This is a genomic window from Bacillus sp. K2I17 (assembly GCF_002209985.1).
Classification (GTDB): domain Bacteria; phylum Bacillota; class Bacilli; order Bacillales; family Bacillaceae_G; genus Bacillus_A; species Bacillus_A wiedmannii.
In genome coordinates this window covers 37,190-60,164 of the sequence record NZ_NJGF01000015.1, presented here as the reverse complement: position 1 = coordinate 60,164, position 22,975 = coordinate 37,190, and the positions used below count along the sequence as shown (strand labels likewise).

The 22,975-nt window shown below is 37.0% G+C and carries 21 protein-coding genes; 19 read left to right on the top strand and 2 right to left on the bottom strand.

Annotation, left to right across the window (positions count from 1 at the left end; translation table 11 throughout):
* Positions 1-47: 47 nt before the first annotated feature.
* The 7 genes from CER22_RS17870 (at position 48) to CER22_RS17840 (ending at position 7,416) form a co-directional block, all read left to right on the top strand.
* The gene (locus tag CER22_RS17870) at positions 48-1,256 is read left to right on the top strand and encodes an NAD(P)-dependent malic enzyme (protein WP_161796084.1); all 1,209 of its coding nucleotides are present in this window, start codon (positions 48-50) and stop codon (positions 1,254-1,256) included.
* A gap of 14 nt (positions 1,257-1,270) precedes the next feature.
* Complete coding sequence (locus CER22_RS17865) at positions 1,271-1,915, top strand: FadR/GntR family transcriptional regulator (protein WP_000204434.1); 645 nt, start codon at positions 1,271-1,273, stop codon at positions 1,913-1,915.
* 185 nt (positions 1,916-2,100) lie between these two features.
* Positions 2,101-2,970, top strand: coding sequence for an acetyl-CoA carboxylase, carboxyltransferase subunit beta (accD, locus tag CER22_RS17860; protein ID WP_000942866.1), 870 nt, complete (start codon positions 2,101-2,103; stop codon positions 2,968-2,970).
* Entirely contained in the window at positions 2,958-3,932 is a 975-nt protein-coding gene (accA, locus tag CER22_RS17855; protein WP_000818786.1) for an acetyl-CoA carboxylase carboxyl transferase subunit alpha, read from the top strand. Before accD ends, accA begins: the two co-directional genes overlap by 13 nt.
* A gap of 128 nt (positions 3,933-4,060) precedes the next feature.
* Positions 4,061-5,020 (top strand): 6-phosphofructokinase, encoded by a 960-nt coding sequence (gene pfkA, locus CER22_RS17850; RefSeq protein ID WP_000821162.1) that lies wholly within the window; start codon positions 4,061-4,063, stop codon positions 5,018-5,020.
* 53 nt (positions 5,021-5,073) lie between these two features.
* Positions 5,074-6,831 (top strand): pyruvate kinase, encoded by a 1,758-nt coding sequence (pyk, locus tag CER22_RS17845; RefSeq protein ID WP_001232677.1) that lies wholly within the window; start codon positions 5,074-5,076, stop codon positions 6,829-6,831.
* Positions 6,832-7,026: 195 nt separating this feature from the next.
* The gene (locus CER22_RS17840) at positions 7,027-7,416 is read left to right on the top strand and encodes an FxsA family protein (RefSeq protein ID WP_048544357.1); all 390 of its coding nucleotides are present in this window, start codon (positions 7,027-7,029) and stop codon (positions 7,414-7,416) included.
* 631 nt (positions 7,417-8,047) lie between these two features.
* Here CER22_RS17840 and ytvI read toward each other — a convergent pair.
* Positions 8,048-9,166 carry a sporulation integral membrane protein YtvI gene (gene ytvI / locus CER22_RS17835; protein ID WP_088064550.1) on the bottom strand — a complete coding sequence of 373 codons (1,119 nt, stop codon included), beginning with the start codon at positions 9,164-9,166 and terminating at the stop codon, positions 8,048-8,050.
* A gap of 420 nt (positions 9,167-9,586) precedes the next feature.
* Here ytvI and CER22_RS17830 point away from each other — a divergent pair, with 420 nt between their 5' ends.
* The 5 genes from CER22_RS17830 to CER22_RS17805 all read left to right on the top strand — a co-directional run bounded on the left by CER22_RS17830 (position 9,587) and on the right by CER22_RS17805 (position 14,686).
* Positions 9,587-10,048, top strand: a complete 462-nt coding sequence (locus CER22_RS17830) for a DUF441 domain-containing protein (RefSeq protein ID WP_000625511.1) — start codon at positions 9,587-9,589, stop codon at positions 10,046-10,048.
* Between the two features lie 387 nt (positions 10,049-10,435).
* Positions 10,436-11,584 (top strand): citrate synthase, encoded by a 1,149-nt coding sequence (gene citZ, locus CER22_RS17820; RefSeq protein WP_000503659.1) that lies wholly within the window; start codon positions 10,436-10,438, stop codon positions 11,582-11,584.
* Between the two features lie 160 nt (positions 11,585-11,744).
* On the top strand, positions 11,745-13,037 hold the full coding sequence (icd, locus tag CER22_RS17815; RefSeq protein ID WP_000206896.1) for an NADP-dependent isocitrate dehydrogenase: 1,293 nt from the start codon (positions 11,745-11,747) through the stop codon (positions 13,035-13,037).
* Positions 13,038-13,056: 19 nt separating this feature from the next.
* Complete coding sequence (gene mdh / locus CER22_RS17810) at positions 13,057-13,995, top strand: malate dehydrogenase (RefSeq protein WP_088609290.1); 939 nt, start codon at positions 13,057-13,059, stop codon at positions 13,993-13,995.
* Positions 13,996-14,212: 217 nt separating this feature from the next.
* The gene (locus CER22_RS17805; RefSeq protein ID WP_000914190.1) at positions 14,213-14,686 is read left to right on the top strand and encodes a MaoC family dehydratase; all 474 of its coding nucleotides are present in this window, start codon (positions 14,213-14,215) and stop codon (positions 14,684-14,686) included.
* Positions 14,687-14,743: 57 nt separating this feature from the next.
* On the opposite strand, the gene CER22_RS33680 is transcribed toward CER22_RS17805, so the two are convergent.
* A complete protein-coding gene (locus tag CER22_RS33680) occupies positions 14,744-14,875 on the bottom strand; it encodes a hypothetical protein (RefSeq protein ID WP_002122970.1) in 132 nt (43 codons plus the stop codon).
* 89 nt (positions 14,876-14,964) lie between these two features.
* Here CER22_RS33680 and CER22_RS17795 point away from each other — a divergent pair, with 89 nt between their 5' ends.
* From CER22_RS17795 to coaE, 7 genes are all read left to right on the top strand, one after another.
* Complete coding sequence (locus CER22_RS17795; RefSeq protein ID WP_000871398.1) at positions 14,965-15,210, top strand: hypothetical protein; 246 nt, start codon at positions 14,965-14,967, stop codon at positions 15,208-15,210.
* 154 nt (positions 15,211-15,364) lie between these two features.
* Positions 15,365-16,084 (top strand): two-component system response regulator PhoP, encoded by a 720-nt coding sequence (gene phoP / locus CER22_RS17790; protein WP_088609289.1) that lies wholly within the window; start codon positions 15,365-15,367, stop codon positions 16,082-16,084.
* The gene (gene phoR / locus CER22_RS17785; RefSeq protein ID WP_088609288.1) at positions 16,077-17,840 is read left to right on the top strand and encodes a sensory box histidine kinase PhoR; all 1,764 of its coding nucleotides are present in this window, start codon (positions 16,077-16,079) and stop codon (positions 17,838-17,840) included. The genes phoP and phoR overlap by 8 nt, the downstream gene beginning before the upstream one ends.
* Positions 17,841-18,123: 283 nt before the next feature.
* Positions 18,124-20,757 (top strand): DNA polymerase I, encoded by a 2,634-nt coding sequence (gene polA / locus CER22_RS17780; protein ID WP_142293506.1) that lies wholly within the window; start codon positions 18,124-18,126, stop codon positions 20,755-20,757.
* Positions 20,758-20,769: 12 nt separating this feature from the next.
* Positions 20,770-21,600, top strand: a complete 831-nt coding sequence (gene mutM / locus CER22_RS17775) for a DNA-formamidopyrimidine glycosylase (protein ID WP_088609286.1) — start codon at positions 20,770-20,772, stop codon at positions 21,598-21,600.
* A gap of 72 nt (positions 21,601-21,672) precedes the next feature.
* Entirely contained in the window at positions 21,673-22,305 is a 633-nt protein-coding gene (gene ytaF / locus CER22_RS17770; protein ID WP_000281739.1) for a sporulation membrane protein YtaF, read from the top strand.
* Positions 22,306-22,358: 53 nt separating this feature from the next.
* A complete protein-coding gene (gene coaE, locus CER22_RS17765) occupies positions 22,359-22,961 on the top strand; it encodes a dephospho-CoA kinase (RefSeq protein ID WP_088609285.1) in 603 nt (200 codons plus the stop codon).
* Positions 22,962-22,975 lie beyond the last annotated feature (14 nt).

The following is a 22,975-nucleotide window of genomic DNA, read 5'->3' as shown; positions in this document are numbered from 1 at the left end:
TGAGGAGAGTGGATAGTTTGTCAACACTTCGTGAAGAAGCACTTCACATGCATAAAGTGCATCAAGGAAAATTAGAAACTGTATCAAAAGTAAAAGTAGAAAATGCAAAAGATTTAAGTCTTGCATATTCTCCAGGGGTTGCAGAACCTTGTAAGGAAATTTATGACGATAAAAGTAAGGTATATGAATATACAATGAAGGGAAATATGGTAGCAGTTGTGACAGATGGAACGGCTGTACTTGGTCTTGGTAACATTGGACCTGAAGCATCTCTTCCAGTAATGGAAGGTAAAGCTGTATTATTCAAGAGCTTTGCTGGTGTAGATGCATTCCCAATTGCCTTAAATACAAACGATGTAGATAAAATTGTTGAAACTGTAAAATTAATGGAGCCAACTTTTGGCGGCGTTAACTTAGAGGATATCGCAGCACCAAACTGCTTCATTATTGAAGAACGTTTGAAAAAAGAAACAAATATTCCTATCTTCCATGATGATCAACACGGAACAGCTATCGTAACAGTAGCAGGTCTTGTGAACGCGCTAAAATTAGTTGGAAAGAAAATGTCTGACATTAAAGTTGTCGCAAATGGCGCAGGTGCAGCAGGTATTGCAATTATTAAACTTTTATATCGCTATGGTGTACGCGACATTATTATGTGTGACCGTAAAGGCGCAATTTATGATGGTCGTCCTACAGGTATGAATCCGGTGAAGGATGAAGTTGCAAAATATACAAATAAGAATCGTATTGAAGGTTCTTTAGCTGACGTTGTACAAGGTGCGGACGTATTCATTGGTGTATCTGCAGAAGGTGCATTAACAGAAGAGATGGTTCGTACAATGAATGACGATGCAATTATTTTTGCAATGGCGAATCCAGTTCCAGAAATTATGCCAGAATTGGCAAAAGCAGCGGGCGCAGCTGTTGTTGGAACGGGTCGTTCTGACTTCGCGAACCAAGTAAATAATGTACTAGCGTTCCCTGGTATTTTCCGTGGTGCACTTGACGTACATGCGACACAAATTAACGAAGAAATGAAGATGGCAGCTGTACAGGCTATTGCTGAGCTTGTAGCAGAAGATGAGTTGAATGCAGACTATATCATTCCGGCACCGTTTGACGCGCGTGTAGCGCCTCAAGTGGCAGCTTACGTTGCGAAAGCTGCAATGGAGACAGGAGTAGCTCGCCGTCAAGTAGATCCAAATGAGATTGCTGAGAAAACAAAACAATTAGCGCTGATTGGTAAAGAATAAGCGAGGAATTTCCATTGACATCATCAAATACAAAAGTATATCTCGAAATTGTAAAAAAAATCCGTTCCATTATGGAAGAAGATGGATTGGTGGCGGGGGATCGTTTGCCGTCTGAGCGTGAGTTAAGTTCACGTTTAAACGTAGGGCGTTCCTCTGTAAGAGAAGCATTGCGTGCTTTAGAACTGGTAGGATTGATTGAAACGAGACGTGGTGAAGGGACGTTTATTCGAAACTTTTACGATAACGGTCTTGTACAATTGATTGCGCCGTTCTTGCTGCAAGATGAGAAAACAATTCGTGATTTATTACAAACAAAACGATTGCTTGAGAAAGATATGATTCGAATTGTATGTAATTTGCCGAAAGAAACGTTTTCTAAAGTGTTAAGAAAATTAAATCAAGTGCTTGAAGAAAATGAAAACTCGATTCCAATGCTTCATCAAACGTTCTTTAAAACACTCATTGAACAAGTCGATAATTATTTACTATATCGCATTTGGATGATCGTAAATGATTACGTATCAACTCTTTCTTGTGAAGTTTCAGGAGATTCTATCGATATGTATAGAAAGCTTTATGCTACTTTGGAAGAAAAACAAGAAAATGATGCACTAAAAATTTACGATGAATTAGTAGAGAATATACAGTTTCACTCGTAATGTATAAAATTTGTCGAAATGACCATGACACGTTATGACAAACATTCTATCGCGTAGCGGTTAAAGTTAAACGTAAAGAGTGAGGTTATTAGACAGATTGAGAAGATAAGGCTAACATCAAACTTTGGTGTTAGCCCAATTTTCTTCTTGCGCTAACCTTAGCTCTCAACGAAGGGGGTCAAATTGTGCTAAGAGATTTATTCGTGAAAAAGAAAAAGTACGCTGCAATACCTTCAGAACAAGTACGAAAAGATGTACCGGATGGTGTTATGACAAAATGTCCGAAATGTAAAAAAATCATGTATACGAAAGAGCTTCTAAAAAATTTAAAAGTATGTGTGAATTGTGGATATCATCATCCTATGAATGCATGGGAACGTCTTGATAGTATATTGGACGAAGGGTCATTCCGTGAGTATGACAAAGAAATGGTTTCATTAAATCCACTCGAGTTTCCAGGATACGAAGAGAAACTAGAGAGCGATCGTAAGAAGACTAAATTGAACGAAGCGGTTGTAACTGGTGAAGGAACAATTGATGACATGCTTGTTGTTGTTGCAGTAATGGATTCTCGTTTTCGAATGGGCAGCATGGGCTCTGTTGTAGGAGAGAAAATTGCCCGTGCAGTTGAAAAAGCATACGACTTACAAGTTCCATTTATTATCTTTACTGCGTCGGGTGGTGCCCGTATGCAAGAAGGGATATTAAGTTTAATGCAAATGGCAAAAACAAGCGTAGCTTTGAAAAAGCATAGTAATGCAGGAGGGTTATTTATTTCTGTTATGACTCACCCAACGACGGGCGGGGTTTCAGCGAGTTTCGCTTCACTTGGTGATTACAATCTTGCAGAGCCAGGTGCACTTATCGGATTTGCTGGTAGACGTGTAATTGAACAAACAGTGCGTGAAAAACTACCGGAAGATTTCCAAACGGCAGAATTTTTATTAGAGCACGGTCAATTAGATGCGGTTGTGCATCGTGATGATATGAGAGAATCACTCCGTAAGATTTTAGAAGTTCATCAAGGAGGGGAAATGGCTGTATGGCAGAGCTAGAATTTGAGAAACCAGTTGTTGAGCTAAGAAATAAGATTCGTGAACTGAAAGACTATACGAAAAACAGCCAGATGGACTTCAGTGAGGAGATTCGTATTTTGGAAGACAAGCTAGAAAAATTAGAGGAAGATATATACGGCAATATGAAAGTATGGGACCGTGTTCAAATTGCTCGTCATGCAGAACGACCGACAACGCTCGATTATATTGAGCACTTATTTACTAATTTTTTTGAATGTCATGGAGATCGCCTATTTGGCGACGATGCAGCGATTGTCGGCGGCATTGCGAAATATAAGGGGATGCCTGTAACTGTAATTGGGCACCAACGCGGAAAAGATACGAAAGAAAATATTCGTCGTAATTTTGGGATGCCTCATCCAGAAGGATATCGAAAAGCACTGCGTCTAATGAAACAAGCGGAAAAGTTTAATCGTCCTATTATTTGTTTCATCGATACGAAGGGAGCTTATCCTGGTAAAGCAGCTGAAGAACGTGGACAAAGTGAGGCGATTGCCCGTAATTTATTTGAAATGGCGGGTTTAACGGTACCTGTTATTTGTATTGTTATCGGTGAAGGTGGTAGTGGTGGTGCGTTAGGTCTTGGAGTAGGAGATTACATTCATATGCTGGAAAATTCCACGTATTCTGTTATTACACCAGAGGGTGCGGCGGCAATTCTTTGGAAAGACGCTGGTAAAGCAAAAGAAGCTGCAGAAGCGATGAAAATTACAGCATTAGATTTGAAAGAATTAGGTGTAATTGACGAAATTATTCCAGAGGCAAAAGGTGGAGCGCATCGTAACATTTTAAAACAATCAGAAAATATAGATTTAATGCTTAAGAAAACTTTTGAACAATTAAGCGGAATTTCGAAAGATGAATTAATCGAAAAACGTTATGAAAAATATATGAAAATTGGGCAAGTTTCGTTTTCAAACGCTTCCATTGGGATAAAATAATAAAAGCGTGCGTTCCTCTTCGCGAATGCACGTTTTTATTATGAAAAGACACATCTTCTCCATTGTGTTTTTATATTTTTTCGTGTTATTTTATTATAAGGCAAATAATCTTTATGAGGTGAGTACAAATGAAACGTATTGGTGTATTAACAAGTGGTGGAGATTCACCTGGTATGAATGCTGCCATTCGTGCAGTTGTTCGTAAAGCGATTTTCCATGATATTGAAGTATATGGTATTTACCATGGATACGCGGGTTTAATTTCTGGTCATATTGAAAAATTAGAACTTGGTTCTGTTGGCGATATTATCCACCGTGGTGGTACGAAATTATATACAGCAAGATGTCCTGAGTTTAAAGATCCAGAAGTACGACTAAAAGGTATCGAGCAATTAAAGAAACATGGTATCGAAGGACTTGTTGTTATTGGTGGAGATGGCTCTTACCAAGGTGCTAAAAAATTAACTGAACAAGGATTCCCATGTGTTGGTGTACCAGGTACAATCGACAATGATATTCCTGGAACAGACTTCACAATTGGTTTCGATACAGCTTTAAATACTGTTATTGATGCAATTGATAAAATTCGTGACACAGCTACATCTCATGAACGTACATATGTTATCGAAGTAATGGGACGTCATGCTGGAGATATCGCATTATGGGCTGGTTTAGCTGATGGTGCCGAAACAATCTTAATTCCAGAAGAAGAGTATGACATGGAAGATGTTATTGCTCGTCTGAAGCGTGGTAGTGAACGTGGTAAAAAACACAGTATTATCATTGTGGCTGAAGGTGTTGGAAGTGCAATTGACATCGGTAAGCACATTGAAGAAGCAACAAACTTTGATACTCGTGTAACTGTATTAGGTCACGTACAACGTGGTGGATCACCAAGTGCACAAGACCGTGTATTAGCAAGTCGTCTTGGCGCAAGAGCAGTTGAATTATTAATTGCTGGTAGAGGTGGACGCTGTGTAGGTATTCAAGATAATAAACTTGTTGATCATGATATTATCGAAGCGTTAGCTCAAAAGCATACAATCGATAAAGATATGTATCAATTATCTAAAGAATTATCCATCTAATCGGCTTAATGTCGGATATTTGGGAACGGTTTCATAATTTTCGGAGGTGCAATATGCGTAAAACTAAAATTGTATGTACTATAGGTCCTGCTAGTGAAAGTATTGAGAAATTAGAACAATTAATCGAAGCGGGTATGAACGTTGCTCGTTTAAACTTCTCTCATGGTAGCCATGAAGAGCACGGCGCTCGTATTAAAAACATTCGTGAAGCTTCAAAGAAAACTGGTAAAACAGTTGGTATCTTACTTGATACAAAAGGTCCAGAAATCCGTACTCACGACTTCGTAGACGGACAAGCTGAGCTTGTAACAGGTGCAGAAGTAGTTCTTTCTACTGAGCAAGTATTAGGTACTGCAGAGAAGTTCTCTGTATCTTATGCTGGTCTTTATGACGATGTAGACCCAGGTTCTCGTATTCTAATCGATGACGGTCTTATCGAACTAGAAGTAATCGAAAAAGCTGACGGAAACATCCGTACAAAAGTTTTAAACAGCGGAACTGTAAAAAATAAAAAAGGTGTTAACGTACCAAACGTAAGCATTAAGCTTCCTGGTATCACTGAAAAAGACGTAAAAGATATCGTCTTCGGTATCGAGCAAAAAGTTGATTTCATCGCAGCTTCATTCGTACGTAAAGCATCTGACGTATTAGAAATCCGTGAATTATTAGAAGAGCATAACGCTCAATACATCCAAATCGTACCAAAAATCGAAAACCAAGAGGGTATCGATAACATCGATTCAATCTTAGAAGTTTCTGACGGTTTAATGGTAGCTCGTGGTGATATGGGTGTAGAAATTCCACCAGAAGAAGTACCATTAGTACAAAAACGTCTAATCAAAAAATGTAACGTGTTAGGTAAACCGGTTATTACTGCGACACAAATGTTAGATTCTATGCAACGTAACCCACGTCCAACTCGTGCGGAAGCAAGTGACGTAGCTAACGCAATCTTCGATGGTACAGATGCAATCATGCTTTCAGGTGAAACAGCTGCTGGTCAATACCCAGTAGAAGCAGTAACAATGATGGCTAACATTGCAGTGCGTGTTGAAAAATCATTACAATATGAAGATATGTTCAAAAAACGTATTAAAGAGTTCACTCCAACAATTACAGATGCAATTAGCCAATCTGTTGCGCATACAGCACTTGCTCTTGATGTAGCTGCAATCGTAGCTCCAACAGAAAGTGGACATACTGCGAAAATGATCTCTAAATACCGTCCGAAATCTCCAATCGTAGCTGTAACATCTGACGAGCAAGTAGGACGTCGTCTTGCACTTGTTTGGGGTGTACAAGCATTTATGGCTGGAAAACGTGCAGCGTCTACTGACGAAATGTTAGATACTGCAATTCAAACAGGTATGGATGCAGGTCTAATTGGACTTGGAGACACTGTAGTAATCACTGCTGGTGTTCCAGTTGCTGAAACTGGTACAACAAACTTAATGAAAATCCATGTTGTTGGTGAAGAAGTTGCGAAAGGACAAGGAATCGGTCGTAAAGCTGCAAAAGGTAAAGTAGTTGTAGCGAAAACAGCTGCTGAAGCTGTAGCGAACGTAAACAAAGGTGATATCCTTGTTACAACAAGCACTGATAAAGATATGATTCCTGCAATCGAAAAAGCTGCTGCTCTAGTTGTAGAAGAAGGCGGTCTAACAAGCCATGCGGCTGTTGTAGGTGTATCAATCGGTATTCCTGTTATCGTTGGTGTAAACGGCGTAACAGCAACTTTAAAAAATGGCCAAGAAGTAACAGTTGATGCAGCACGCGGAATTGTTTATAATGGACATGCGGAAGTGCTATAAGTAATACGAAGAGAAGGATCGGAGTCCTTCTCTTTTTTTTACACAAAAACGAGGTGGAATCAGCTTGAAACGCCTGGAATTACGTTTAAAATCCGTTTGTTACGAGGTTCAATAGGGAAAGGTGTTTAGTTTCTGTGTAGCGTATACGGGCGCTCTGGGTTCGTTTAAAGTGATGAGTGAGAGGAGTGTAGAACTATGAAGTGGTTACTATTCTTGTTTATTTTAATACCGGCGATTGAGATTACAGTCTTAATTGGATCGAGTCATGTAATAGGTTTATGGTCTACGTTCGCTATGATTGTATTTACGGGTGTTGTAGGTGTCTATTTAGCGAAAAGACAAGGATTTAAAGTGCTTAGAGAGATTCAATCTAAGTTGAATAGAGGAGAAATGCCAGGAGGAGCGGTACTGGATGGTATTTTTATCTTTGTAGGAGGTATTCTTTTGGTACTTCCTGGATACGTAACGGATATAATAGGTTTGATCTTCGTTATCCCTATGACGAGGGCTTTGTTGAAGCCATTTGTTATGAAGTGGATGGAATGGAAGTTTAGAAAGAGTTCTACTATTATTGTGCAGAAATAGTGCTTAGATTATAGCGATCTAAGCACTATTTTTTTGCCCGCAAAAGGATGAGAAATGGATGAAGTTCTGTTGATTAAAGTGTTGCTGTATCATGCCTTAAAATGTGGTGAATGCGAAGGAGTTAAGTGGAAATCAGACTACTCATACAAGTCCGGTTGGTGAAAGTTAATAATCGGTGGTGGACAAAATCCTTACTGATCATAGTTTTGCCTTATTATATTTGCTATGTATTTTTCGATTGGATATGGAGGTAGTTCTTAATGAGTGTGTTGTAGGGAAATTCATATGAACTCAAGCTGGTTTTTGTATATAAAAAGAATCAATTGGTATGGAAAAGTTAGATACGAACAGGAAAAATGTTAGTTTAAGTCTTATTTTATACCATTTTGCATATTTATTCATTTACATAAAAAGTAATAAATGTAAGTAATAATTATAAAAATAATAGAATAAATATGTAAAAATACCTCAGAATATGCGTTTTCTATGCAAAAAAACAAGAGTATTATCCTTTTTGTGGGAAATCCTCTTGTTGTATGTAATGAGTGTGAAAAACAAGTATAAGGAATAATCAGTGGGAAATTCCCACTGATTACATATAAGTTTTTTGTTGTATATGAATTAGAAACTATTATTTTGAAGGTGAGCCTTTAATATATTTCCACAAATCATGGAATACACGAGCTTTGTGCAATGTATTAAGTAGTACTAAGATGACTGGACCGATGATTAATCCTAAAAAGCCAAAAAGCTTAAAGCCGACAAATAGAGCGATTAGTGTTGCTAATGGATCGAGGCCGATATTAGATGAAAGTACTTTAGGCTCCATAATTTGTCTTTGGACAATCACGACGATGTATAAGATGAGAAGACCGATGGCGAAAGCAGTATCGCCAGTGAAAAATACGTATATAACCCAAGGAACGAAGACGGCACCTGTTCCTAAATAAGGGAGTAAATCTACAACCCCTGTAATAATCGCGATAGTAATGGCGTATGGTACGCGTAATATTAAAAGTCCGATTAGTACAATAACAGTTGTCATAGATACGAGTGTAAGTTGCGCTTTAACAAAACCAAATAAAGCTTTTCTTAAGTCGACAAAAATAGTTTTTCCATAGCCATGAACACGATTGGGCAAAAATTTTCTTACTTTCTGAGCAAGATGATGCCAATCGTAACTAATGAAGAAAGTGGCTAATAAAACGAATACAAGGACAGTTAAAGTGGTTGGTAATGCACTAATGAAATTTGTTAACCCGCTTATAATAGCAGTTAAAAGTTCTTTCATTTGCGTCGTTGCTTCGGTTCCTAAGTTTTGAATGTTTTGTGTAATCGTATAGCGCTGTGGTTCCCCAAGATGATTAAATTTAGAAATTAAATCATCATAGAGAGGCATAATATGATTAAGTGCAAATTGCTCTGCGAATTTAACGATATCCGGGAACTTTACTGTAACAAGTTGTAGTAAGTATGTTGTGGCCGATATTGCTTCCGTTACAAGATATGTAACGAGTCCGACGATAGCTCCGAATACGAGAATTAAGCTAACGAGTACTGCTAGTGCGCGAGGAAATTGTAGTTTTTGATTAAGGAAATTGACGACGGGATTAATCAAATAAGCAAATGCGAAAGCGATAATAAAAGGATAGATAAGTCCTGACATATATAGTAATGCATAGAACCCGGCTACCGTTGCTACAATGACAAATATGAGTCGCAATATCATATATAGTAAGTTTCGGTTCAAAGATGTATACCTCCCATTCCAATTTGGATTATCCTAATTCGTTCAACTTATAACGAGTGTGCTGCACTGATTAAAGTTTCACTTTATGTTATAGTGGAATGATGGATTTTTCCTGCTTTTTCAGTACATGAGTGACTGTAAAAGCTTGGTGTTGATGCTTCTACTATATGGTAAAAACTTCATTTTCTCTTCTTTTTATTTTACCTGTTTCTTATTAGAAAAGAAAGGAGAGACAATCGTTTTCAAAAATGTATATAGGCTTAAATTTTTGATGATGAAAGTCTCAGTTTAGCATTTTAAAATACATAAAAAATGAAGTGGTTATTGTTGAATATACATCGATATAGCATGTATAACGATAGGTTTAAAGGTATTTTTGTTTGGAAATGAGTTCATTATTTTCAGAAAGGAAGTGTAAACATGATTAGTCAGTCAACGTTATTTTTATTCATACTACTTATTATAGGACTTGTTGCTAAAAACCAATCGCTTACTGTAGCTATTGGTGTGTTATTTTTATTGAAATTTACGTTTCTAGGAGATAAAGTCTTTCCTTATCTACAAACGAAAGGGATTAACCTCGGTGTAACGGTTATTACAATAGCAGTACTCGTACCGATTGCAACGGGGGAAATAGGTTTTAAACAACTTGGAGAAGCGGCGAAATCGTATTATGCATGGATTGCTTTAGCTTCAGGGGTAGCGGTTGCTTTGTTAGCGAAAGGCGGCGTACAATTATTGACGACGGATCCTCATATTACAACTGCGCTCGTTTTCGGGACAATTATAGCGGTTGCTTTATTTAATGGAGTTGCTGTAGGTCCATTAATTGGGGCTGGAATTGCCTATGCAGTTATGAGTATTATACAGATGTTTAAATAAGGAATTTTATAGTAATATAAAATTTTTGAATTCTTTCTGTTCACAAAAGTCAGATAATTGTTTATAATAGGATTAGAAACTTTGAAAAGTTACATAACAGCAGAGACTTTACACCAGATAAAATAAAAACAACATAAAACAATTTTATAATGATATTGTTTTATGTTGTTTTTATCATAAAACTCTTCGGGATTAATTTTCCTCACTAACTTGTTGTTTTGAGCGTGAGGATTCGGGGAGACATTCACGCTCATGCTTTCCATGTAAACAATGGACAATAAGAGGGGAACATCGCAACAAATTTGCATGATCGTGCATTTTGCTTGCCTAAAGAGTGAACGGGCGTTCATAATTCAAAAGGGAAGCAAATAGATATAAGGAGCAAGGTTGGGAGAATTTTCAGGAAAAGGAGAGAATGTCATGACTGTTATTCGAGGTTTAGAAGGGGTAGTAGCAACAACATCATCTGTGAGCTCTATTATTGATGATACATTAACTTATGTTGGGTATAATATTGATGATTTAGCTGAGAATGCTACATTTGAAGAAGTAGTGTACTTATTATGGCATCGCAAGCTTCCTAATGAACAAGAACTAGCGAAATTTAAAGAGATTGTATCGGAATACTATAAAGTTCCAGGTGAGATTTTAACATATTTGAAACAAGTAGATTTAAAAATCGCACATCCGATGTCTGTTTTACGAACTGCAATTTCCATGCTATCATTATACGATGAGAGCGCTGAAATTATGGATGAAAACTCCAATTATTTGAAAGCGGTTAAATTGCAGGCTCAAGTGGGAACTTTAGTTGCTGCTTATGCAAGAATTCGTAAAGGTTTAGATGTTGTTGAGCCTAGAAACGATTTATCATTAGCTGCAAACTTCTTGTACATGTTAAATGATCGCGAGCCAAATGAAGTTGAAATTGAAGCTTTTGACAAGGCGCTTGTACTTCACGCAGATCATGAGTTAAACGCTTCTACATTTACTGCACGCGTTTGTGTAGCTACACTTTCAGATGTATATTCTGGTATTACAGCAGCAATCGGTGCGTTAAAAGGTCCTCTTCACGGCGGGGCAAACGAAAATGTAATGAAGATGCTAACTGAAATTGGCGAAGAAGAAAATGTAGAATCATATATTCATAATGCTCTTCAAAATAAAGTGAAAATCATGGGCTTTGGCCACCGTGTATATGAGCAGGGTGATCCGCGTGCAAAACATTTACGCGAAATGTCTAAGAGATTATGCGTGCTTTTAGGAGAAGACAAATGGTATAATATGTCTATCAAAATTGAAGACATTGTAACAAAAGAAAAAGGTCTTCCACCAAATGTTGATTTCTATTCAGCTTCTGTATACCATTGTTTAGGAATTGACCATGACTTATTTACACCTATTTTTGCAATTAGCCGTATGTCAGGCTGGTTAGCTCATATTCTAGAACAATATGAAAACAACCGTTTAATCCGTCCGCGTGCTGATTATAATGGACCAACACATCAAGTGTACGTTCCAATTGCACAACGATAAGCGAAAAACACTATTTTGATAGTGAAAATACGCTTTCAAAAGTCTGATTTTTTCGGAAAGACGTAATGATTAGAATATTTTAATTTAAATAACGGTTTGAACTGAGGGGTTATTCCCTCAGTTTCATACATATGAAATTTCAAACATGGGGGTTATCACATTGACGACAGGTGAAAAAATTACTGTAACTAATGGTGTTATGAATGTACCAAACAATCCGATTATTCCATTTATCGAAGGAGATGGAATTGGTCCTGATATTTGGGCAGCTGCATCTCGTGTACTAGAAGCAGCAGTTGAAAAAGCTTATGATGGTGAGAAGAAAATCGTTTGGAAAGAAGTGCTTGCAGGGGAAAAAGCATTCAACCAAACAGGCGAGTGGTTACCAGAAGAAACTTTAAATTTAATCCGTGAATATTTAATCGCGATTAAAGGTCCACTTACAACTCCAGTTGGCGGTGGTATTCGTTCTCTAAACGTAGCACTTCGTCAAGAATTAGATTTATATGTATGTCTACGTCCAGTTCGTTATTTTGATGGTGTTCCTTCACCTGTAAAACGTCCGGAAGATACTGATATGGTTATTTTCCGTGAGAATACAGAAGACATTTATGCTGGAATTGAATATGCACAAGGATCTCCGGAAGCAGAAAAAGTCCTTGCTTTCTTAAAAGAAGCAATGGGTGTTAATAAAATTCGCTTCCCAGAAACATCTGGTATTGGTATTAAACCAATCTCAGAAGAAGGGACAAAGCGTCTTGTTCGTGCTGCAATTCAATATGCAATTAACGAAAAACGTTCTTCTGTTACATTAGTTCATAAAGGAAACATTATGAAATTTACAGAAGGTGCTTTCAAAAACTGGGGTTACGAAGTAGCGGAACAAGAATTCGGCGATAAAGTATTTACTTGGGCTGAATATGATCGTATCGTTGAGAAAGATGGTAAAGATGCAGCGAATAAAGCGATGGCAGACGCTGAAGTGGCTGGGAAAATCATCGTAAAAGATTCTATTGCAGACATCTTCTTACAACAGATTTTAACTCGTCCACGTGAGTTCGATGTTGTTGCAACAATGAACTTAAACGGAGACTACATCTCTGATGCACTTGCTGCACAAGTAGGTGGAATTGGTATTGCACCTGGTGCAAACATTAACTATGTGACTGGACATGCTATCTTTGAAGCTACACATGGTACAGCTCCAAAATATGCAGGTTTAGACAAAGTAAACCCATCTTCAGTTCTTCTTTCTGGTGTATTATTATTAGAGCACTTAGGATGGAACGAAGCTGCGAAATTAGTAACTGATTCAGTTGAGAAAACAATTGCTTCAAAAGTAGTAACTTATGATTTCGCACGCTTAATGGAAGGTGCAACAGAAGTGAAATGTTCTGAGTTCGCTAATGAACTTATTAAAAACATGGATGTAGCGATAATCAAAAACGCATAATTAAAGCGGGGGGTAAATTATGACAATCAAACGCAAGAAAGTTTCAGTCATCGGTGCAGGATTTACAGGAGCAACAACAGCATTCTTATTAGCACAAAAAGAACTTGCAGATGTTGTATTAGTGGACATTCCACAACTGGAAAATCCAACAAAAGGGAAAGCGTTAGATATGTTAGAAGCGAGCCCAGTACAAGGTTTTGATGCTAACATTATTGGAACATCTGATTACGCAGATACTGCTGATTCTGACGTTGTCGTTATTACAGCAGGTATTGCACGTAAGCCTGGTATGAGCCGTGATGACTTAGTAGCAACAAACTCTAAAATTATGAAAAGTATTACGCGCGACATTGCAAAACATTCACCAAATGCGATTATTGTTGTGTTAACAAATCCAGTTGATGCAATGACATATTCTGTATTTAAAGAAGCAGGATTCCCGAAAGAGCGTGTTATCGGTCAATCGGGCGTATTAGATACAGCTCGTTTCCGTACATTTATTGCACAAGAATTAAATCTTTCTGTGAAAGATATTACAGGATTTGTTCTTGGTGGACACGGTGACGATATGGTACCTCTTGTACGTTATTCTTATGCAGGTGGCATTCCGTTAGAAACGTTAATTCCGAAAGAGCGTTTAGAAGCAATCGTAGAACGTACCCGTAAAGGTGGCGGCGAGATTGTAGGCTTATTAGGAAACGGTAGTGCATATTACGCACCAGCTGCTTCTTTAGTTGAAATGACAGAAGCAATCTTAAAAGATCAACGCCGTGTATTACCAGCTATTGCGTACCTTGAAGGTGAATATGGTTATAGCGACCTTTACTTAGGCGTACCAGTAATTCTAGGTGGTAACGGAATTGAAAAAATTATTGAGTTAGAACTTCTTACAGATGAAAGAGAAGCGTTAGATCGCTCTGTAGAATCTGTACGTAATATAATGAAGGTTCTTGTTTAATAATTAAATATTAAGTAGAAAAAGATTCGGGGCCCCGAATCTTTTTCTACTATTTATTCAAATGTTTTTTTGAAATAATATGAAAACGCTATTATTTGGTGTATCCTATAATGAAACTATAGATTTATACTATACATTGCCCTCATCATAGTAAATTTCGGATAAGGTATCGCTATTAGTAGGATAACAAGGTGAAAAAATCGGAGGGGGTTGTAACATGTTAAAGAAAAAAGTTCAAATTGGTCGTAGAATGGATGAAATTACAGTAGGAGAGAAATTATCTATCACTGAAAAAATTGAGGATAAAGATTTGTTATTGTACTTAGGGTTAACGAATGATGCCAATCCATTATATATTCAGCATGATTACGCATCCCAAACTCCGTATGAAAAGCCGATTGTACCAAGCATTATGCTAACGGGAATGATTACAACGGCAGTTACGAAATATTTACCAGGTCCAGGCAGTCATATTACTAGGAAGGACCTTACGTTCGTGAAGCATGTTCATCATTATGAAACGTTACAAATCCATTTTGAAGTTGTAGCTGTTTCTGAGGAGGAACATACAATTGATATGCTTGTATCTGCTCATGATGAAAAAGGAGAAACGGTTGTAAAGGGTTCTTTAACAGTAACGCCGCCTTTTAAATCAGTTTCTATTATGGAAAAAGCATTAGATAATTTTTAAAACATGAAAATATGAATAGCGCTAGCATACCTTTCTATAAGGGGGCTAGCGCTATTTTTAGTTGAAGAATCCTTGTGTGAATCCTTCGGCGAAATCGGAACAACCTGTTTTAATAGTATCCCAGCTTGGGGCGTTGAAAGTAAGAATACATGTTACTACTAAAGATAGAATAGGTAGAACTAATCGCATAATAGACCTCCGTGTTTTTAATATTTATATATTTAAATTAATAATATAAAGATTAATAATGTAAGTCAATAAAAGGGGTGATTTTTAAGGTGAAGTGGAAAAAAGAAGATGTTATCTTTGAAACGATAAGAGAAGCTGAAGTGTGGGCAGACGGGGTCGCGAATGAAATGTATGGAAGACTATTTGATAGATATGAAACACCGGACTATAAAATAGCGTATGCTCTTTCGTTTTTCCTAGCGCAGGAGAGGGGATTTGTGGTTCATACGGAAAAATACTTTGAAAAAGGTAGGTTTATCTACCGAGTTTGGATAGCGGAGAGGGAGAGAGAATGAAGTGTTAATTGCTTTTATTTTCGAAGCATTAGTAGAAACGAGCTCCATGAATAGACAATTATATTGAGAGGGAACTTGTTTTCTAGTATGATGAGAATAACGGGGAAAATACTAGGATGAAGAAGGTTTCAAGTCTATAACTTGGAGGAAAAGAATGAACAATCGTATTTTAGTAGTTGATGATGAGGAGTTTATCTTAACTTTAATTGAATTTAATCTACAACAAGCTGGGTTTGAAGTGATAACAGCGATGGATGGAGAAATGGCGCTTCAAAAAGCGATAACAGAACGCCCAGATTTAATTATATTAGATTTAATGCTTCCAAAAATGGATGGTATGGAAGTGTGTAAAGAATTACGATTGCAGCGCGTTATGACGCCGATTTTAATGTTAACAGCAAAAGATGATGAATTTGATAAGGTGCTAGGTCTTGAACTTGGGGCAGATGATTATATGACGAAGCCATTTAGCCCAAGGGAAGTTGTTGCGCGTGTGAAGGCAATTTTGCGCCGCACGAAATTACAACAAGAAGAACAAGTGAAAGAAGCGTCAGATGAAGAGAGCATCACACTTGCTGAACTTAAAATTTTGCCGGAATTTTATGAGGCTTATTTCCAAGGAAGAAAGCTTGAATTAACACCAAAAGAATTTGAACTACTTGTTTATCTTGCGAAAAATAAAAGTCGCGTGTTGACACGTGATCAATTATTAAGTGCTGTATGGAACTATGATTTTGCTGGTGATACACGAATTGTTGACGTTCATATTAGCCATTTGCGCGATAAAATTGAACAAAATACGAAAAAACCGACGTACATTAAAACGATACGTGGTTTAGGATATAAATTAGAGGAGCCAAAAGGGGATGAATAAATTTCGTTCCAGGCTTCTTTTTACATTTGTTTCTCTTATTGTTTTTATTTTAGTCGGACTAGGTTTATTACTGGAAACCGTGTTTGAAAACTATTATATAGATCATGCAAAAGAGAGAATGGTAAAAGAGACAGAGTATGTTGCGGTATTAGCAGAAGAACAGGGTTTTGATAATGTTTTAAAAAATCCATATGTATTTGAAAAGTTAGAAGAAAAAATACAGGCTTCTATTGCATTTGTAGATGAAAAAAAGAAAGTTCAATATAGCGGCGGAGAACAGTCTGCATTTAGCCAAGGGATAATTAAAGAACTTTCTTCTGAAACAACAAAACAAAGAAATAAAGTCATTACGAAAGAAACGGATCAGAATAATGAGTTTTATCATGCGGTATTCGTTCAAGATGTAGCAGGGAAACAAGGATACATTTTGGTGAAAAGTACAATTGAACCTTTGAAAACTGTTCATCAAAAAACGTGGGGATTATTAATTATCGGATTTGTTATCGCTTGTCTCGTAGTCGTATTTTTAGGTATGAAAATTACAGGGCAATATATTAGGCCAATTGAATCCGTTACGAAAGTTGCTATCGAATTAGCGAAGGGAAATTATAAAGCACGCGCTTATGAGAGTCATTCGGATGAAACGGGAATGCTGAGTAAAGCAATTAATATTTTAGCCCGTAATTTACAAGAGATGACACTTGAGCAAGAAATGCAACAAGATCGTCTACATACGTTAATTGAAAATATGGGAAGCGGAATGATTTTAATTGATAGCCGCGGTTATATAAACCTTGTAAACCGTTCTTATAAGGAGACTTTCCACGTAACAGATGAAGAATATTTAGATCGTTTATATTATGAGTCGTTTCATCATACAGAAATTATAGAGCTCGTGGAAGAAATCTTTATGACAGAAGTGAAAGTGCGTAAACAAATGTTATTGCCGCTTGGAATTGAGCGAAAGCATTTTGAAGTATATGGAGCACCGATTATCGGGACGAACCATGAATGGAAAGGGATTGTCCTTGTATTCCATGACATTACTGAGCTAAAGAAATTAGAACAAATGAGAAAAGACTTTTTAGCGAATGTTTCTCATGAACTAAAGACACCGATTACTTCTATTAAAGGTTTTTCAGAAACGCTCTTGGACGGTGCTATGGATAATAAAAAATTCTGCGAACATTTCTTGCACATTATTTTAAAAGAAAGTGAACGCATGCAAGGGTTAATTGAAGATTTATTAGATTTATCAAAGATTGAGCAACAAGGATTTAAATTGAGTATGGGGACCGTTGATATGAAGGGACTTCTTGAAGACATTCATATGGTGCTTGATAACAAAGCAGGAGAAAAAGAAATTTCTTTACAAGTAAATGCGCTAAAAGGAGTCTCGGTCATTGGAGATCCAAGTCGTTTGAAGCAAATCTTTATTAATTTAATGAATAACGCAATCGTATATACGCCGGCTGGAGGCGTTGTTTCTGTAGAATTAGCAGAAGATAAATATAATGCTTATATAAAAGTATCGGATACGGGAATTGGTATTAGTAAAGATGAAATTCCGCGTATTTTTGAACGCTTTTACCGAGTGGACAAAGCGAGAAGTAGAAATACTGGTGGTACAGGCCTTGGATTATCGATTGTAAAGCATTTAGTTGAGGCACATCACGGCACGATTACAGTGGATAGTGAAGTTGGGGAAGGGACAACATTTACAGTTGTTTTACCAAAATCAGCAACTGAAAAATAGGATGAAGGATGTTTACAATATATTAACAATGGCTTAATTAAATATTAATAAAGGTCTGTTAATATAATACATGAAAACCCCTTCATCCAAGGAGTAATTTTGGACGAGAATAGTTATGCTGTTCTCGTCACTTCCCTTTTATGTTAGTAAACGTTTATATATATGATAGAAAATAGCCGTTATTTTTCTTCTCTCTATTAGTCATGTTAATATAGAGAGAGGAAAGGAACGGTTTTTTTCTGTGAAAAAAATCATTTCAAATTTGTATGGGGAGGTTTCTGGTTTGGAAAAAAAGGTCGTATTAGTAGATGGTAACAATATCGCGTATCGTGCTTTCTTTGCACTACCGCTTTTAAATAACGACAAAGGTATACATACGAACGCAATTTACGGTTTTACAATGATGTTAATGAGAATATTAGAGGAAGAAAAACCAACGCATATGTTAGTAGCGTTTGATGCGGGTAAAACGACATTCCGTCATAAAACGTATAGTGAGTATAAAGGAGGACGTCAAAAGACTCCACCTGAATTATCAGAGCAATTCCCGTTTATTCGTGAGATGCTTGATGCATTCAACGTACCGCGTTATGAATTAGAAAATTATGAAGCGGATGACATTATGGGGACGTTAGCGAAAGAAGCGAGTGAACAAGGGTTTCATGTAAAAGTTATTTCAGGAGATAAAGACTTACTGCAACTTGTTTCAGATAATACACTCGTATGTATTCCACGCAAAGGGATTACAGAAGTGGATGAATATACGAAAGAAGCTTTATTTGAGAAATACAGCTTATCACCAAAGCAAATTATCGATATGAAAGGTTTAATGGGAGACCAGTCAGATAATATTCCAGGTGTACCGGGAGTTGGTGAAAAAACTGCGATTAAATTGTTAACACAGTTTGAAACGGTCGAGGCAGTGTATGAAAATATAGATCAAGTAAGCGGGAAGAAATTAAAAGAAAAGCTAGAAGCAAATAAAGACCAAGCTCTTATGAGTAAAGATCTTGCAACTATTATTACAGATGCGCCGATTACAGTGCATGTGGATGATATGGAGTATAAAGGGTATGAAGCAAGTGATGTGATTCCAATGTTCGAGAATTTAGGATTTACATCCCTTTTAAATAAATTAGGTGTTACGCCAGAAGAAACGACTCCAGCTGAATTAGATGATATTACATTTGATATTGTGGAAGAAGTTACAGAAGAAATGCTAGTGCAAGATAGTGCGCTTATTGTTGAAGTACAAGAAGATAACTATCATAAAGCGGACATTCAAGGTTTTGGTATTCAAAATGAAAATGGCTGTTACTTTATTCAAACAGAAATTGCTCTTAATTCAGACGCTTTTAAAGAGTGGCTTGCAGATGGAGAAATGAGAAAGTATACATTTGATGCGAAGCGCGCAATCGTTGCACTTAAATGGAACGGGATAGATATGCAAGGGATTGACTTTGATCTACTAATCGCTGCTTATTTACTTGACCCGGCTGATACGGATAAAGATTTCCGTACTGTAGCAAAAATGAAAGAAACACATGCTGTGAAATCTGATGAAGAAGTTTACGGAAAAGGTGCGAAGCGTGCTGTTCCAGAGCTAGAATTAGTAGCGGAGCATGTAGCTCGTAAAGTGCACGTATTATATGATGTAAAGCAAACATTCGTTGAAGAGTTACAAAAGAATGAGCAATATGAACTGTTTACAGAGTTAGAATTACCACTTGCGCGTGTATTAGCTGATATGGAAGTAAAAGGTGTAAAAGTTGATACGGAGCGTCTTCGTAATATGGGAGAAGAACTTGCAGGTAGATTAAAGGAAATGGAACAGGAAATTTATAAGCTTGCGGGAACAGAATTTAATATTAATTCACCGAAGCAGCTTGGTGTTATTCTGTTTGAGAACTTAAACTTACCAGTTATTAAAAAGACGAAAACAGGTTATTCTACGTCAGCAGATGTACTAGAAAAGCTTATGGATCGCCATGAAATCATTCCAAACATTTTACATTATCGTCAATTAGGGAAACTAAATTCAACTTATATTGAAGGTTTATTAAAAGTTGTACATGAAGATTCATCTAAAATCCATACTCGTTTCAATCAAGTATTAACGCAAACAGGTCGATTAAGTTCAACGGATCCGAACTTGCAAAATATCCCGATTCGATTAGAAGAAGGAAGAAAGATTCGTCAGGCATTTGTTCCATCAGAAGAAGGATGGATTATGTATGCGGCAGATTATTCACAAATTGAACTTCGCGTATTAGCTCATATTGCAAATGATAAAGGGCTAGTTGAAGCGTTCCAACATGACATGGATATTCATACGAAAACAGCGATGGATGTATTTGGCGTTGAAAAAGATGAAGTAACTTCGAATATGAGACGACAAGCGAAAGCTGTCAATTTCGGAATTGTATATGGTATTAGTGATTATGGTCTTTCACAAAACTTAGGAATTACAAGAAAAGCAGCAGCGGAATTTATTGAAAAGTATTTAGAAAGTTTCCCTGGTGTACAAGAATACATGAGTGACATCGTAAAAGATGCGAAACAAAAAGGGTATGTGGCTACATTATTAAATCGCCGCCGTTATATTCCGGAAATTACGAGTCGTAATTTCAATTTACGTAGCTTTGCTGAGCGTACGGCTATGAATACACCAATTCAAGGGACTGCAGCAGATATTATTAAAAAAGCGATGATTATTATGGCAGACCGTCTAGAAGAAGAAGGATTACAGGCGCGTCTACTTCTGCAAGTACACGATGAATTGATATTTGAAGCACCAAAAGAAGAAATTGAAAAATTAGAGAAGCTTGTACCTGAAGTAATGGAGCATGCGATTGAACTCGCGGTTCCGCTGAAAGTTGATTATTCTTACGGTCCAACTTGGTACGACGCAAAATAAGGAAGTGATGAAATGCCTGAATTACCAGAGGTTGAAAATGTTAGGCGGACGCTTGAAAATCTTGTAACAGGAAAAACGATTGAAGATGTCATTATTACTTATCCAAAAATAGTAAAACGTCCGGATGATGCAGAAATCTTTAAAGAAATGCTAAGAGGCGAGAAGATTGAAAATATAAAGCGAAGAGGAAAGTTTTTGCTTTTATATGTAACGAATTATGTTATTGTTTCACATTTACGTATGGAAGGTAAGTTTTTACTGCATCAAGAGGATGAGCCAATTGATAAGCATACACACGTCCGTTTCTTATTTACAGATGGAACGGAATTACATTATAAAGATGTGAGAAAGTTTGGTACGATGCATCTCTTTAAGAAAGGTGAAGAATTGAATCAAATGCCTCTTGCTGACTTAGGTCCGGAGCCGTTTGATGCTGAATTGACACCGCAGTATTTACAAGAAAGATTGCAAAAGACCAATCGTAAAATAAAAGTCGTATTATTAGACCAGCGTCTTTTAGTAGGGCTTGGAAATATATATGTAGATGAGGTTTTATTCCGTTCTCAAATTCATCCGGAACGAGAAGCTTCGTCTTTAACAGCAGAAGAAATTGAACGAATTTACGAGGCGACTGTTACAACGTTAGGTGAAGCAGTGAAGCGAGGCGGAAGTACAATTCGAACGTATATGAATTCGCAAGGGCAAATTGGCTCATTCCAAGAACTTCTAAATGTATACGGAAAAAAAGGAGAACCATGTGTGGCTTGCGGTACGATATTAGAAAAAACAGTTGTTGGCGGAAGAGGAACGCATTACTGCCCGATTTGTCAGCCGAGAATATAGAAAAGAGATAACATTGGATAGGCATTTGTCATATACATACAGCAGGGCTATGTATAAGGGAGGAGCTTACCGATGTACCTTTATTTATCTCTTATTTTATTAGCTTTTACATTAAGCTTAGATAGCTGTAGTGTAGGGCTAACATATGGTTTAAGAAGCGTAAGAATTCCACTAAGATCAATTATAATTATCGGAATGTGTTCAGCGGCTGTTATGCTTGTTTCAATGGGAATTGGACATATGATCGCGAAAATATTTTCACCTGTTATCGCAACGCGTATCGGTGGGCTTGTTCTTATTGGAATAGGAATTTGGGTATTATATCAATTTTTTCGAAGTGAGAAAAAAGAAGAACCAAAGCAAGAGGAGAAGGTTTGGAAATTAGAAATTGCTTCGCTCGGGTTAGTGATTCAAATTTTACGGAAACCGACTGTTGCAGATTTTGATAAATCAGGCACCATTTCCGCAGGAGAAGCATTGCTTCTTGGTATCGCTCTTTCTATAGATTCGTTCGGTGCTGGAATTGGTGCATCTCTATTAGGGTATGCGCCCGCTATGATGGCGATATTAGTTGCGGTTATGAGTTCTTTGTTTTTATTTATTGGAATGAAACTTGGAACGGTTTTATCCAATATGAAATGGTTACAAAAATTTACATTCCTGCCTGGGGTATTACTCATTATTATTGGAATTTGGAAAATGTAAGTATGGGCGTGGAACATTAGTTTCGCGCCTTTTATATTGTGAGGAGGATTATGATGACAGTAGTAATTGGATTAACGGGAGGCATTGCAAGCGGAAAAAGTACAGTGTCTCAAATGTTTCGTGAACTGAGTATACCAGTTATTGATGCAGATATTATTGCAAGAGAAGTTGTAGAACGAGGAAAACCAGCATATAACAAAATTGTAGAAGTGTTTGGAACGGAAGTATTACAAGAAGATGGAGAATTGGATCGCCCGAAATTAGGAAGTGTCGTTTTCTATAATGAAGAAAAACGATTGCAGTTAAATAAAATCGTTCATCCTGCAGTTCGTGAGGAAATGAATACACAAAAGGAAAAGTACATAAAGGAAGGTATGCAAGCGGTTGTGTTAGATATACCTCTCTTATTTGAAAGTAAATTAACAAGTCTCGTTGACCGCGTATTAGTTGTAGCGGTTAAGCCACATACGCAATTAGAACGTTTAATGAAACGAAATAATTTTTCAGAAGAAGAAGCAACAGCTCGTATTCATTCTCAAATGCCGTTAGAAGAAAAAGTGAAGAATGCAGATGAAGTGATAAATAATGATGGCACAATTATGGGAACGAAAACACAATTACAGGTGATTTTAAAGAATTGGAACATTATTGACTAAAAAATTGTGAAATT

What these genes read in the sequence shown, in the direction of transcription:
- phoR (WP_088609288.1), top strand. Translation starts at nt 16,077, where the DNA reads ATGAATAAATTTCGTTCCAGGCTTCTTTTTACATTTGTTTCTCTTATT.
- phoP (WP_088609289.1), top strand. Translation starts at nt 15,365, where the DNA reads ATGAACAATCGTATTTTAGTAGTTGATGATGAGGAGTTTATCTTAACT.
- CER22_RS17830 (WP_000625511.1), top strand. Translation starts at nt 9,587, where the DNA reads ATGATTAGTCAGTCAACGTTATTTTTATTCATACTACTTATTATAGGA.
- mutM (WP_088609286.1), top strand. Translation starts at nt 20,770, where the DNA reads ATGCCTGAATTACCAGAGGTTGAAAATGTTAGGCGGACGCTTGAAAAT.
- pyk (WP_001232677.1), top strand. Translation starts at nt 5,074, where the DNA reads ATGCGTAAAACTAAAATTGTATGTACTATAGGTCCTGCTAGTGAAAGT.
- coaE (WP_088609285.1), top strand. Translation starts at nt 22,359, where the DNA reads ATGACAGTAGTAATTGGATTAACGGGAGGCATTGCAAGCGGAAAAAGT.
- mdh (WP_088609290.1), top strand. Translation starts at nt 13,057, where the DNA reads ATGACAATCAAACGCAAGAAAGTTTCAGTCATCGGTGCAGGATTTACA.
- accA (WP_000818786.1), top strand. Translation starts at nt 2,958, where the DNA reads ATGGCAGAGCTAGAATTTGAGAAACCAGTTGTTGAGCTAAGAAATAAG.
- CER22_RS17840 (WP_048544357.1), top strand. Translation starts at nt 7,027, where the DNA reads ATGAAGTGGTTACTATTCTTGTTTATTTTAATACCGGCGATTGAGATT.
- CER22_RS17870 (WP_161796084.1), top strand. Translation starts at nt 48, where the DNA reads ATGCATAAAGTGCATCAAGGAAAATTAGAAACTGTATCAAAAGTAAAA.
- CER22_RS33680 (WP_002122970.1), bottom strand. Translation starts at nt 14,875, where the DNA reads ATGCGATTAGTTCTACCTATTCTATCTTTAGTAGTAACATGTATTCTT.
- ytaF (WP_000281739.1), top strand. Translation starts at nt 21,673, where the DNA reads ATGTACCTTTATTTATCTCTTATTTTATTAGCTTTTACATTAAGCTTA.
- pfkA (WP_000821162.1), top strand. Translation starts at nt 4,061, where the DNA reads ATGAAACGTATTGGTGTATTAACAAGTGGTGGAGATTCACCTGGTATG.
- CER22_RS17805 (WP_000914190.1), top strand. Translation starts at nt 14,213, where the DNA reads ATGTTAAAGAAAAAAGTTCAAATTGGTCGTAGAATGGATGAAATTACA.